Source organism: uncultured Dokdonia sp. (genome assembly GCF_937910895.1).
Taxonomy (GTDB): Bacteria; Bacteroidota; Bacteroidia; order Flavobacteriales; family Flavobacteriaceae; genus Dokdonia.
Map to the genome: position 1 here is coordinate 1 of NZ_CALEMI010000007.1, position 12,818 is coordinate 12,818.

Annotated in this window: 12 protein-coding genes; 8 read left to right on the forward strand and 4 right to left on the reverse strand. The window is 37.0% G+C overall.

From position 1 onward, the window contains the following. Nucleotides 1-454 precede the first annotated feature (454 nt). The 6 genes from Q0505_RS00305 to Q0505_RS00330 all read left to right on the forward strand — a co-directional run bounded on the left by Q0505_RS00305 (nt 455) and on the right by Q0505_RS00330 (nt 6,252). Nucleotides 455-1,231: a prolyl oligopeptidase family serine peptidase gene (locus Q0505_RS00305; protein WP_299207437.1), complete on the forward strand. Its 777-nt coding sequence runs from the start codon at nt 455-457 to the stop codon at nt 1,229-1,231. Nucleotides 1,232-1,320: 89 nt separating this feature from the next. Beyond that, a complete protein-coding gene (gene gcvT, locus Q0505_RS00310) occupies nt 1,321-2,403 on the forward strand; it encodes a glycine cleavage system aminomethyltransferase GcvT (protein ID WP_299207440.1) in 1,083 nt (360 codons plus the stop codon). Nucleotides 2,404-2,521: 118 nt separating this feature from the next. Then, nucleotides 2,522-3,322 carry a sugar nucleotide-binding protein gene (locus Q0505_RS00315; RefSeq protein WP_366519354.1) on the forward strand — a complete coding sequence of 267 codons (801 nt, stop codon included), beginning with the start codon at nt 2,522-2,524 and terminating at the stop codon, nt 3,320-3,322. Between the two features lie 302 nt (nt 3,323-3,624). Then, nucleotides 3,625-4,137, forward strand: a complete 513-nt coding sequence (locus tag Q0505_RS00320) for a GNAT family N-acetyltransferase (RefSeq protein ID WP_299207442.1) — start codon at nt 3,625-3,627, stop codon at nt 4,135-4,137. After that, nucleotides 4,134-5,570: an L-serine ammonia-lyase gene (locus Q0505_RS00325; RefSeq protein ID WP_299207445.1), complete on the forward strand. Its 1,437-nt coding sequence runs from the start codon at nt 4,134-4,136 to the stop codon at nt 5,568-5,570. The genes Q0505_RS00320 and Q0505_RS00325 overlap by 4 nt, the downstream gene beginning before the upstream one ends. A 43-nt stretch (nt 5,571-5,613) precedes the next feature. After that, nucleotides 5,614-6,252: a hypothetical protein gene (locus tag Q0505_RS00330; RefSeq protein WP_299207448.1), complete on the forward strand. Its 639-nt coding sequence runs from the start codon at nt 5,614-5,616 to the stop codon at nt 6,250-6,252. Between the two features lie 133 nt (nt 6,253-6,385). Here the strand turns inward: Q0505_RS00330 and Q0505_RS00335 are convergent, their stop codons facing one another. Continuing rightward, nucleotides 6,386-6,910: a hypothetical protein gene (locus Q0505_RS00335; protein ID WP_299207451.1), complete on the reverse strand. Its 525-nt coding sequence runs from the start codon at nt 6,908-6,910 to the stop codon at nt 6,386-6,388. A 39-nt stretch (nt 6,911-6,949) separates the two neighbouring features. Beyond that, nucleotides 6,950-7,456, reverse strand: coding sequence for a nuclear transport factor 2 family protein (locus tag Q0505_RS00340; RefSeq protein ID WP_299207454.1), 507 nt, complete (start codon nt 7,454-7,456; stop codon nt 6,950-6,952). Nucleotides 7,457-7,516: 60 nt separating this feature from the next. Between Q0505_RS00340 and panB the strand changes: the two genes are divergently transcribed. Both panB and Q0505_RS00350 read left to right on the forward strand, forming a co-directional pair. Then, the gene (panB, locus tag Q0505_RS00345) at nt 7,517-8,335 is read left to right on the forward strand and encodes a 3-methyl-2-oxobutanoate hydroxymethyltransferase (RefSeq protein WP_299207457.1); all 819 of its coding nucleotides are present in this window, start codon (nt 7,517-7,519) and stop codon (nt 8,333-8,335) included. A 161-nt stretch (nt 8,336-8,496) separates the two neighbouring features. After that, on the forward strand, nt 8,497-9,198 hold the full coding sequence (locus Q0505_RS00350) for an RluA family pseudouridine synthase (RefSeq protein WP_299207460.1): 702 nt from the start codon (nt 8,497-8,499) through the stop codon (nt 9,196-9,198). Here the strand turns inward: Q0505_RS00350 and Q0505_RS00355 are convergent, their stop codons facing one another. After that, nucleotides 9,199-10,266, reverse strand: coding sequence for a family 16 glycosylhydrolase (locus tag Q0505_RS00355; protein WP_299207463.1), 1,068 nt, complete (start codon nt 10,264-10,266; stop codon nt 9,199-9,201). It abuts the gene before it with no gap. Nucleotides 10,267-10,495: 229 nt separating this feature from the next. Beyond that, nucleotides 10,496-12,421, reverse strand: coding sequence for a lipoxygenase family protein (locus Q0505_RS00360; protein WP_299207466.1), 1,926 nt, complete (start codon nt 12,419-12,421; stop codon nt 10,496-10,498). Nucleotides 12,422-12,818 lie beyond the last annotated feature (397 nt).

Here is a 12,818-nt window from a genome sequence, read left to right on the forward strand (position 1 = left end):
GAACTATACCTAGGTTGTGTCTTCTCAATCTTTCTTCAATATTTGCAGTTTGACCTACATACTATCTTGAACGTTTTTCGCTATATAAAATATATACGAACATACTCTTTTTTTCAGGGTGGTCACGCCTCAAGCGTGATGACCTCCGCGTCCCAAACGCGGCGCGATAACCGAGCTAGACCTGCCAAGCTTTAGCACGGTACACCCCGAATTGGTGTTTGCGGGTGCAAATATACTACTATTTATTAGTTACAAAACAATATTCTTATAAATCTTTACTAAAATATAATAGCGCTCTTCTACCTGCTTTTTTCATAGGACATACGCTTTCGCGAAAGCGTGTAAAACAAAAAAAATCCATTGTATAATCTTCTCTAGTATGTACTATTTGTATAGATTCCTTTTTACACATTCTAGTTCTTTTAGTTATCTTACACCTTTCAAATTTGTAACTATGAGACTCCTTTTTCTTTTTATCCTATGTATAGGATATACCGCGATTGCTCAAAAACCAACTTTTGGTAAAGGCGCAATTGAACATCAAGAACAAACGATGAACTATCGTATTCTTAAACCTGTAAATTTTGATGAATCTAAAAAATATCCACTTCATATTTTCTTACACGGTTCTGGGGAGCGAGGCAGTGATAACGAAGCACAGCTCAAACACGGTAGTGATCTATTTATAAAACAAAGCGCCAATTATCCTGCCATTGTTATTTTTCCACAATGCCCAGAAGATGATTATTGGGCACAAGTAGACATTAAAAGAGATGACAAAAGAAACACAAACGTCTTTAAATTTCCAAAACAAAGTGATCCTACTTGGGCAATGGGTACTGTCATGGCATTAATAGATGAGTATCTGGATAAAGACTATATTGATACCAGTCGTATTTATTTAAGTGGTTTGTCTATGGGTGGCATGGGTACTTTTGAGCTTCTTGCCAGAAAACCTGATCTATTTGCGGCAGCGACACCTATATGTGGTGGTGGAAACCCAGAAACAGTTTCAGAATGGGCTACAAAAACGCCTGTATGGATTTTTCACGGAAATGAAGATAAGGTCGTTCCTCCTATTTATTCTAAAGTGATGTACAAAGCTGTTTTAAAAGCTGGGGCTACCCCTAAACTTACCTTATATGACTATGTAGGTCATAATAGTTGGGGACGCGCTTTTGCAGAAAAAAATTACTTTGCTTGGATTTATAGTAAAAAAAAGAAGATATAGATTAAAAATAATAAGCAACAACACACCTAATTTTAAGCTATTATTAGGTTTTCATTTTACGTACATTTGTGCAGCAAAATTTGACATAAATGAAAAACACTGCATTAACCGCAATACACGAATCATTAGGAGCAAAAATGGTTCCTTTTGCTGGATATAATATGCCCGTATCTTATGAAGGCGTAAACGCAGAACATGAAACTGTTCGTAAAGGCGTAGGCGTTTTTGATGTATCCCACATGGGAGAATTTCTTGTTATAGGTGAGAAGGCTTTTGATTTCTTACAACGTATTTGTTCTAACGATATTTCAAAGATTGGCATCGGTGGGGCGCAATACAATTGTTTACCAAATGAAGAAGGCGGTATCGTAGATGACCTTATCGTATACCGTATCAAAGAGAATGAATACCTAGCTGTGGTCAATGCTTCTAATATTGATAAAGATTGGGCTTGGTTCAATAAGCATAACACCTATGGTGTAACTCTTAGAAATATTTCTGAAGATTTCTCATTGCTTGCTATTCAAGGACCAAAAGCAGCTGAAGCGATGCAATCGCTTACAAAAACAGATCTTTCTACCATTAAATTTTATACCTTTCAAGTAGGTCCTTTTGCTGGTGCCGAAAACGTTATTATCAGCGCTACTGGATATACAGGTAGTGGTGGTTTTGAAATTTACTGCCATAATAAAGATGCAGAAATGATCTGGAATAACGTCTTTAAAGCTGGTGCAAATTGGGGTATTAAGCCTATTGGACTTGCAGCGCGTGACACGCTACGTCTAGAAATGGGATATTGCTTATATGGAAATGATATAGATGATACTACCTCTCCGCTAGAAGCTGGTTTAGGTTGGGTCACAAAATTCACCAAAGACTTTGTCAACAGTGAGTCACTCAAAGCTCAAAAAGAAGCTGGGGTTACCAAAAAATTAGTAGGCTTTATTCTAGATGAGCGTGGTATCCCGCGTCAGGGTTATGACATTGTTGATGATGAAAGTATAAAAATAGGTCACGTTACCTCTGGCACCATGGGACCTTCTGTAGAAAAAGGAATTGGTTTAGGATATGTAGATACTGCGTATTCAAAAATAGATTCAAAAATTAACATACAGATACGCAAGAAAGCAGTACCTGCAACCGTTGTAAGACCACCTTTCTATAAAGGATAATTTGATATTTTATAACACAATACGAAGCTAGTCGGGAATTTAGCTGATTTCCGACTAGCTTAAATTAAAAATTCCCCCTATTATCGCTTACAAAAAATCAAAAGATAAAGTACTTATTCTGGGTGCCTCTGGATTCCTAGGATCAGCCTTATATAAAGAGCTGTATCGCTATTATGATACGTATGGCACTTATCACTCTGGAAAAATATATAGTGATAATAAACACTTTTTTAGATATGATCTCGTCGAAGATGATATTTTTGAATTGCTCAAAAAACTAAAACCTTCAGTAATCATTTCTGCGGTAAGGGGTCCTTTTCCAGATCAGCTGGAAGCACATCAACTGATAACGGAGTATGCTGCTTTGAGTGGCTGTAAAGTCGTTTTCTTATCGAGTGCTAACGTTTTTGATGCCTTCTCCCACTACCCTAGTTATGAGAATGATAAAACACTTTCTGAAAGCATTTACGGAAAGCTCAAAATACGTATTGAGACCTTACTTATGCGTAATTTACCTGAAAAACAATATGCCATTGTACGACTCCCAATGGTATTTGGAGCACAATCATCACGTGTACGCGAACTTAAAAACAGTATATTGCTCGGAGAGCCTATAGAAGTATTTCCACATTTAATTATCAATACCACTACCGATTCAAAATTTAGTCAACAGCTACATTATATTATCAATCGAAAATTACACGGTATTTTTCATTTAGGCAGTACCGATTTGATTCATCATAAAGAGTTTATACATGATCTGATCACCATGTTAGACATCAATCGTCCTCCTATTTATAAGAATGTCTATACAAGTAATTTTGACAGATATCTAGCCGTCTTACCCAGAGACAATAAACTTCCTAAACATTTAGGGATTACTAATGAAGAGGTAGTTGCTGGAAGTCAAAAGTCATAGATTGGGTGTTAGAAGCCACGAGCTAGAAGCGAGAAGTTTTTTTGAGATTTGTTTTATTAAATCCAATTTCAAGGACATATCAAAAATACATTTAACATTTGCCTTTTTCATCTTAATTTAAATTAATAAAAAAAGGCAACCTATTTCAGGCTTACGCTGTTATTTGGTTAGATAGTAAAAAATACATTCCTCATTAAATCATTATTTCATTACCCCATTAACTCATTATTCCATTAAATCATTATTCCATTAAATCATTATCTCATTAACTCAATATCCCATTTCATCCCTATCTTTATACGATGCAGTTTATTTCGATTCAACGGGAAGATGTTTCTATTTTAAAGGCGTTAGCTACGCGCACGTACACGCATTCATTTGCACATAAAAACAAGCCGGGTGTATTAGAGACGTATGTGGAGTCCGCTTTCGCGAAAGCGCACTTAGAAAAACAACTTTCAGCGCCTTACTCCTATTGGTATTTTATCAAAGAGAACGATACGATTGTGGGCTATCTCAAACTAAATACAGGCCAGGCACAAACAGAATTTCAACAAGAAGACGGTCTTGAGATCGAACGCATCTATATAGACGTGCCCTACCTCAATCAAGGGTTTGGAAAAAAAGCAATAGATTTTTCGATTTCTGAAGCACGGAAACTAGAAAAAAACTACATTTGGTTAGGTGTTTGGGAAGAAAATCCAGATGCAATTCGGTTTTATAAAAAATGTGGTTTTAAGATCACGGGAACACATCCATACGATATGATCGCCGAAATCCAAACAGACTACATCATGCAATACCAGCTTACATGAAAGTAAAAGAAATAGAATGCATTTCTATATTTGATATGCTTAAAATAGGTGTCGGTCCTTCCAGTTCTCATACCTTGGGACCTTGGCGTGCCGCGCGACGTTTTATCAAAAAACTAAAAGAAGAAAATCAATTTGACATCGTAGATCATCTGCACGTAGATTTATACGGATCTTTATCACTCACAGGGAAAGGCCATGCGACAGATGTAGCCATAATGATGGGACTGCTTGGATCAGACCCTCAAACCTGTGCTATTGATGCTATTCCTACAACGATTGCGCAGATCAAGGCTGATAAAGAAATTGCTTTTGACGGAGAGCGCATCATCTCATTTGATCCTACAACGGATATCAAATTTAATCGAAAATTTTTACCCTTTCACCCTAACGGAATTACCTTTCAAGCCCATATTGGCGATCATATTATAGAAGAAACCTTCTACTCCATAGGTGGCGGATTTGTTGTACAGGAAGAACGCAAACGAGCGGAGTTGAAAATACACCAGTTTCAATGTTTTCCAAGACCTGTCGAACTTGCCACAGATCTTCTTGCTTATTGTAAAAATGAAAACAAACCCATCTCGCAAATTGTTCTTGAAAACGAACTTTACCTAAACTCCGAAGAAGAAATAGACGAACGCCTCAAGCAAATTTGGGATGTCATGTTAGATTCTATGTACACCGGTTGCCATACCGAAGGTACACTTCCTGGCGGACTCAATGTACGTCGTCGTGCGTATGATACACATCAGAAATTACAAAAAGGAGCTCCTTATAAAGACAAGTATGAATGGATAGAAGCGATACGTGGGACAGAAGTCCGCTTTCGCGAAATTTTAAAATGGGTCTCTTGCTTTGCCTTAGCCGTTAACGAAGTCAACGCTTCTTTAGGGCGTGTCGTGACGGCGCCTACCAATGGAAGTGCAGGCGTGATTCCAGCCGTGATGATGTACTATATGGTCATTGAAAATCACGATGCCAATTTTGAAGACATCAAAAAATTTATGCTGGTTGCTGGAGAAATAGGAAGTCTCTTTAAAAAAGGAGCTACCATCTCTGCCGCTATGGGAGGCTGTCAAGCAGAGATAGGCGTATCAAGCGCCATGGCAGCTGGAGCACTTACAGAACTGATGGGAGGATCTCCAGAACAAGTGCTTATGGCAGCAGAAATCGCGATGGAACACCACTTGGGTCTTACCTGTGATCCTATAGGAGGCCTTGTACAAATTCCTTGTATTGAGCGTAATGCAATGGGAGCGATCAAAGCAATTAATGCCTGCGAAATGGCACTAGACACCGATGCCGCCAATGCCAAAGTACCGCTAGATAAAGTGATAGAAACCATGTGGCAAACGGCTCAGGATATGAATACAAAATATAAGGAAACTAGTGAAGGCGGTCTTGCTGTAAATGTGGGAATGTCGGATTGTTAATGTAAGTTGTCACCTTTAAATCAAAACCATTTAATATCATAAAATGAATTTTAAAACTACTTTATTCTATGTTATACTCCTGATATCAAAGATTGGGATATCTCAAGAGAATTCTCTTGATATTTCTTCAAAAACTCTTGCTGAATATATTGATCTTGAAAATCAATTTACTGGTGGAAAAATAAATGATCCATCCTTCGAAAATCTATTTGATGACATCAACCATATCTCTTTTATTAGAAAAGATAATAGTGTCCCAGATACAGATTTGATCATTAGATATGTCTTTACTAAAAACGATTCTGTAGTTAAGCAAATCAGATACGAATGGGATATTGATAATGATACGAGAAATATGAGGATAAAAAAAGACAAAGTATTTCGAGATGCCTTAGTTTCTTTTTTCCTTCAACTTGAAAATCAATTAATATCTGTTATTGGAGAAAGTGAAGTACAAGGAATATTAACTGACGAAACTGAAATAAACGTAAAAGATGAGTATTACAAAACTCACAAATGGATCATAGGGAAAACAAGAATTGACTTAACAATTAAAATGTATAATGCATTGAATAATGAACAAAAGCAATCGATACATTATATTTGTATGACCTACCGAGATATGGAACAACCCTATTCAGATGAAAAAAGTTTAATAAAAAGAAAGCTACTCAATCATTGAATCAGTACCAATTCTAATTTTTAGGTATTGTTCTTTTTTGAGATTTGTGATTTGGAATTTGTTTTTTTGTGATTTGAAATTTGCTAGGTGCTAGAAGTACGAAGTTAAGAGCGAATGTCATTTTTGAAAATAGTTATTTAATAATATTTTCTTTAAGTTTTTCGAATTCAGTCCAGCTCCAATCTGTGTCATGATAATGCAAATCAATATTTCTAAATCTAGTTTCTTCACCTTCAAAACCTAGTACTGCATAATAATGCCTACCTGCATGAAAAGGAAAAGATTGTCTTAAAGACATCGTTAGAAGTTTTCCTAAGTATTCACTAAACAATGAAACTTTTTCATCTGAAATCTTATATGTTTTTTGTTCAGTGATTTTTATTTCTTCATACCCAGAACGCCTATTACAATCCTTTTCATAAATAGTTAAAGTCGCTATTAATTCTTTACCTTCCCTTTTAAGTCTAATAATTTCTTTGTGTCCTCCAAATTCCCCACAGTCATCAAAATATCCAGTTAATGTCAACTGATATCTTTCTGAAATTGCTCCTAAAGGGTGGTTTTTTAAACGGTCAGGATAGAATTCTTGATCAGCGTTCTCTTGGGCAACGATTAATTGACACAATAGTGTTAATATTAAAATTATAATATATTTCATAATTATAGTTAATCAATACGAAATAATTAAAATAAATGGTTACCCCCGTTTCATAACGCAGCCTTCTCGATCTCTCGTATCTACAATATAAAATATTTTCCAGACACCATCCCGTTTAAAAAGCTGAAAACTATTGGTGCCACAATGACTTAATTCTCCATTCACATAAAAGGAATACGGCGTCCAGACATTTGCCATTGCCCCATTATCATCTATTTGAACTTTATAACTTTTAATGCGTTCTTCAAACTTTGTGTCACCCGGAATCGAACAAATAGACGCTAGAAATCCACTAAAGTCTTGTTTACTCAATACAATCTCTCCTGTTTGATTTTTACCGATGGATTGCATGAGTATTTTCTCATGAACCACACTTTTAATAATCGTAGAGTCTTGTTTATGAAATCCTTCAAAAAAACGTTCTACCAATTGTTTTACTTTAATTTCTTCTGTAGATACTGATGAATTTTGTGCAGTGGTCATTTTCGCGAAAGCGAAAAAAACAAGTCCGAAAATCATTCCCCAAATAATATATTTACCCTTCATAAGATTCATGATTCATATAGATAGGTAATTTACTACTTTTGTGTCATAAAACATAACTTCATGTCTGTCGCAAAAAAAGAATATAAACGTATTACTGTAAAATCTCTTACGGAGATGAAAAAGCGTGGTGAGAAAATATCGATGCTTACCGCTTATGATTACACCATGGCAAAAATTGTTGATGGTGCGGGTATTGATGTAATTCTTGTGGGAGACAGTGCCTCTAATGTGATGGCGGGTCATGAGACAACACTTCCTATCACATTAGATCAAATGATTTATCATGCCTCTTCTGTGATACGTGCAACAGAACGTGCCTTGGTGGTAGTCGATCTTCCTTTTGGAAGTTATCAAAGTGATCCTAAAGAAGCTCTACGCTCTGCCATACGTATTATGAAAGAAAGTGGCGGCCATGCTATTAAAGTAGAAGGTGGGAGAGAAATTAAAGAAAGTGTGAAACGCATTTTACACGCTGGGATTCCCGTGATGGGACATCTAGGGCTTACCCCACAATCTATTTATAAATTTGGCACCTACACCGTTAGAGCCAAAGAAGAAGAAGAGGCTGCCAAGCTTAAAGAAGATGCTTTGATGCTGGAAAGAGCAGGTTGCTTTGCGATTGTATTGGAAAAAGTGCCTGCAAAGCTAGCACAAGAAGTAGCAGAAAGTTTAACCATTCCTATTATAGGAATTGGCGCTGGTGGTGGTGTCGATGGACAGGTGTTGGTCACGCACGATATGCTTGGGATGACGCACGAATTTAATCCTCGCTTTCTGAGAAGATACCTAGATATGCATGCTGCTATGACTGAAGCTTTTAAGCAATATGCTACCGATGTGAAATCTCAGGATTTCCCAAATGAATCGGAGCAGTATTAAATAATGGTGAGACGTGAGTTTTTTTTCGCTTTCGCGAAAAAGAACCAAGACCATAAATCATTAAAATCGTTTTTCGATTTGATGTAGTCCTGAATCTTAACTCCTGATTCCTGACTCCTGTAGCGAGCACAGCGAGTGATCTTGAATCTCAACAAAATAAAATGAATAATACCCTTTCGACACCCACAAATCTGCAAGTCCTTTACGAGGATAATCATCTTATTGTGATTAATAAACGTGCGGGAGATATTGTGCAGGGAGATAAAACGGGAGATGCGCCATTAAGCGAAGTCGTTAAAGCATATATTGCCAAAAAATACAACAAACCTGGCGCTGTGTATTTGGGAGTTGTACATCGGTTAGATCGACCTACGAGTGGAATTGTGGTATTTGCACGTACGAGTAAAGCACTCAGCCGACTCAATAAATTATTTTCAGAACGTAAAACGCAAAAGACCTATTGGGCGCTGGTCAAAGAGCATCCTTCGCCAGAAGCTGCGACGCTGACCCATTATCTGAAACGGAATACAAAGCAGAATAAAAGTTATGCTTTCGCGAAAGCGGTGCCAGATTCCAAAGAAGCCCGTCTCACCTATCGAGTCATCAAAAAACTAAAAACCTTCTCCTTATTAGAAATCGATTTACATACAGGAAGACATCATCAGATTCGGAGTCAGTTGACGGCGATTGGGAGTCCAATACGTGGCGATTTAAAATACGGCTTTGACCGATCGAATAAAGACGGAAGTATTAGTTTACACGCTCGCAAACTCACGTTTGTACATCCTGTACAAAAAGAAGAAATGACGTTTATCGCTCCACTACCAGAAGGAGATCCGGTTTGGGAAGCGTGTATGGATTAATTAACGTTTTACCACTTTCCGTATCACACGTTGTCCTTCCTTTTCTAGAGTTAAAATATATACGCCCTTTGCATACTCAGAAACATCAATAGTCGTGTTCTCATTTTGAATCTCTGCATTGTGAAGCTCTTGTCCTGACAGCAAATAGAGACTTGCTCTAGCACCTAGAAAAGCCGCGGGCACTCGTACTGATAAAGTATCTGTAACAGGATTAGGGAAAAGCTGTATACTGGCATCTACCGTTGGTTCTTCTAGCGATAAGGTTGGATCTTGAAACACTCTTATGTAATCGACTTCTAAGGCACTTTCATCAAAAGAATCTAAAATATTGGGCAAAACCGCTACATTCAACAAAATGTATTGAGGCGCATCAAAAGGCCATGTAGAAGGATTTTGTACAGGAGGATCGTAGGTGTAGTGTTCCACGCCATCTACTTTAAAAATCATTTGCTCAGGCGTCCATTCTAAGGTATAGATATGAAATTCTGAGGACGCTGCTGGAACCACTTGTCCGCCTTTATTTTGAGTATCGCCAAAACTAGAGGGCGTATGCATAGCACTTTGCACAAAGTTTTGATTATCTCCCCAATGTTCCATAATATCAATCTCTCCACAGGCTGGCCATGAAGTCGTTCCATTAGATGCAGACCAATATCCACCTGGTTCAGTAATATTTTGCCCTAACGTCCACATCGCGGGCCACGTTCCTACTCCTGTAGGAAGCTTCGCGCGTATTTCTACATACCCGTAGGTAAAGGCGTATTTTGAGTTTAAGCGTGCTGAGGTATGGGACTTAGTTACTCCTTGATCCGAAAAAGTTTCTGATTTGGCTACAATTTTCAAGGTGCCACCACTCACAAAAGAATTTTCCATACGATTGGTGTAGTGTTGTATTTCACCATTATACCAACTGTTCCCATTAGGCAATAAAGTTTGGTGATGCCATTTGGTAGCATCTATAGCCCCATTTCCATCAAACTCATCAGACCATACCAATTCATAATTTTCTTCTTGCGCACAAATAGAAACACCTACCGAGAGAAAAAGCAACACTATAAAAATTCTCATAACTTTCTTTTTTTGAAAGATACAATAATGAGATTTTTATTTGCTAATAATGCACCTATACAAGAATACAACATCTATGGCATAAACGGGCTTTTTCTGGTATATGCTTTCAAGGAACATCGTGACGCAGAAGTTTATACTGAGCTTGCCGAAGTGCGAAAGCGGAATAAACACTCCTAAAAGGAGCTAAACTATAGAAGATACATAAAAGCTTGAAAGAAACGGAATCCTACGTCTCAATACTCGCTGACCACTGATGAATCAAGGGTGCATTTTCATCACTATAATCAAGTATAAAGCTTCCAATTTTTTCTCTAAATACTTCCAACGCTTTATTTCTAGGATCATCTTTATCATCAAAATATAAGTCGGTATCATTTCCATACAACGGTAATAAAGGTTCATACGGAGCAGAGAAAATAAAGATATAATAGAATGTCATCATAGAACCTATCGTACCCGTATTAGGTAGATAACGTAAGACATCTTTTTTAGTGAAGTTCGTATCATCAGGAACTACAACATCGGTTTTTTGAAGACAGGGAGGATAATTTGCCACAAAAGAGAGTCCAGGTCCTAAGGATCGCATCTGTCTAGAATTTCCGTGAGCAACGACTCTGTACACCAAACTCGTTAACACTGCTTTTAATTCTTTTCTACTACTCATCACAGGCAGTCCTCTCACGTTCCCTTCTTCTGGGTCGGATGATGCTTCTATCCATTTTTGTAATTGGGTATCGTGAAAGACAGCTTCATCGGTATTGTATGTGTTCTCAACAAAAACATCGACCATCTGTTCTGAAGCTTCCCAGAAATATAATAGGTGTTTTACAATGGGATAACGATCCCAATCTTCTTTTTCTGAGAAGTCTTTTTTATGAATCCCAAATTTTTTCAAAGTCACTTTGGGATCATCATCAAAAAACTCACGTCCCGTAGCAAAGGTATTGGTAAGATCTAAAAAGGAATCTGGCGTTGCAAAAGAAGTCGGTGGTCCGATGGCTTTCCAAAGTAATAATAAAGTGTCATTAAAACCTATTAATGATTTTGATTGTGGGTTTAATAATCTTCTAAGATCATGGTCTTTCTTTACATTATTAAATAATGTCATTTGCATAGGTGCAGATACGATGTGCCAATGATATACGTGTCCTAACCATATTCCGTATACCGTCACGGCTGTTCTTGCTGCAGCAAGCGCAAAGATCCAAGTAGCATCTGTAGAGTTTTCTTGTGTGTAAATTTGCGATGCACTTGCATCATTCTTTGAGATTTGAACACAAATAGGATGTAGTTTCTTACTTACAATGTCTTGCTTCATCATCACAAAAGCACCTGGTGTCCAACGATCAAAACCTGCTACCTGAGCAGCGTCAAACCGATTAAAAATAGTCAGATCAATAGCAAATAATACATCGTCTTCATGAATAGGTTTTAAAAGAGATTTCCATTCGTGATGAAATGTGGTTTTCACTTTCTCTAAAAGATCGCCTTCTACTTTTTGGAGAATTAATAAGTTATATGCCAATCCGTTTTCAGAAATCATTGGCCAAAATTGCTTAGTGGCTTCTTTGGGATCTTTTAAAATAGATGCGTACTCATCTTTATATTCTTTGGCATTATTCTTATAAATATTATAGTAATTCGTCCATGATATGGTAAAATCTTCTGGAGTATCTAAAAATAAACTGGTAAATGTTTCATTCTTATCTTGATGCTTAGCAAACTCCGCTCTTTTTAGATGTGTATTTAAAAGCGTTTTATTCAAAAACTCTTTTTCAGTTGACCTTTTTAATCTTTCTAAAAGGTCTTCACGTTCTTCTTTACTATTGTCTATAGGCGCAGTGTCATACATAAATGTGTACGCATTTTGCGTATAGGTATGTTCTCTTTTTGCGTCGTATAAAGTGTATTCTCTATTCAATCCCGCTTTTGCCATTTTACATTCCTGTGTTCTTAATCCTAGCTTGACGACAGTGTCAATGGTTTCTGAAATGATAAAGGGTACCGCAGGCATTTCTGTAAATCCCTTTTCCCTGATAGGCAGATGGTGGACTTTTTCGATATCTTTTGTAAGCCTTTTGATAAGATAATATACAGCCGCAATGACTGCTAGTATACCTATAGCGATGAGTATATACTGCCAGATTTCCATGTTGATTGTTTTGTAGTACTAAACTAATGGACTTTAGTGTTAAAAAACAGCGTACATACCCCTGTTTTTAGGATAGTTATATATAACTGTATGTCAACCGATAAGAAGCAATCTGTGCAAATTTTTTACTCCCTTCAGATACTGGGGAAAGGGTTTTTAGATTTGAAAAGGGTGTTATTAGTTTTTAAGAGAATTTATAGTAGTTAATTTTTCTTTTTTTCATCGCCAAAAAAAGAAACCAAAAAGTCTAGGCTGGCGAAACCTTGTCTAAATGTATCCCTCTATTCCTGAATTTCAGAAACTCGCTACGCTCAGACAGTCCGAAATTCTACGGAATATTCACTTCACATTTTACGACAACTTTTCGAATGCCAAAACAACATTTAGAAATCATAAC

Excerpts from the sequence above, each read along its gene's own strand:
- Q0505_RS00305 (WP_299207437.1), top strand. The coding sequence starts at position 455 with ATGAGACTCCTTTTTCTTTTTATCCTATGTATAGGATATACCGCGATT.
- gcvT (WP_299207440.1), top strand. The coding sequence starts at position 1,321 with ATGAAAAACACTGCATTAACCGCAATACACGAATCATTAGGAGCAAAA.
- Q0505_RS00320 (WP_299207442.1), top strand. The coding sequence starts at position 3,625 with ATGCAGTTTATTTCGATTCAACGGGAAGATGTTTCTATTTTAAAGGCG.
- Q0505_RS00325 (WP_299207445.1), top strand. The coding sequence starts at position 4,134 with ATGAAAGTAAAAGAAATAGAATGCATTTCTATATTTGATATGCTTAAA.
- Q0505_RS00330 (WP_299207448.1), top strand. The coding sequence starts at position 5,614 with ATGAATTTTAAAACTACTTTATTCTATGTTATACTCCTGATATCAAAG.
- Q0505_RS00335 (WP_299207451.1), bottom strand. The coding sequence starts at position 6,910 with ATGAAATATATTATAATTTTAATATTAACACTATTGTGTCAATTAATC.
- Q0505_RS00340 (WP_299207454.1), bottom strand. The coding sequence starts at position 7,456 with ATGAAGGGTAAATATATTATTTGGGGAATGATTTTCGGACTTGTTTTT.
- panB (WP_299207457.1), top strand. The coding sequence starts at position 7,517 with ATGTCTGTCGCAAAAAAAGAATATAAACGTATTACTGTAAAATCTCTT.
- Q0505_RS00350 (WP_299207460.1), top strand. The coding sequence starts at position 8,497 with ATGAATAATACCCTTTCGACACCCACAAATCTGCAAGTCCTTTACGAG.
- Q0505_RS00355 (WP_299207463.1), bottom strand. The coding sequence starts at position 10,266 with ATGAGAATTTTTATAGTGTTGCTTTTTCTCTCGGTAGGTGTTTCTATT.
- Q0505_RS00360 (WP_299207466.1), bottom strand. The coding sequence starts at position 12,421 with ATGGAAATCTGGCAGTATATACTCATCGCTATAGGTATACTAGCAGTC.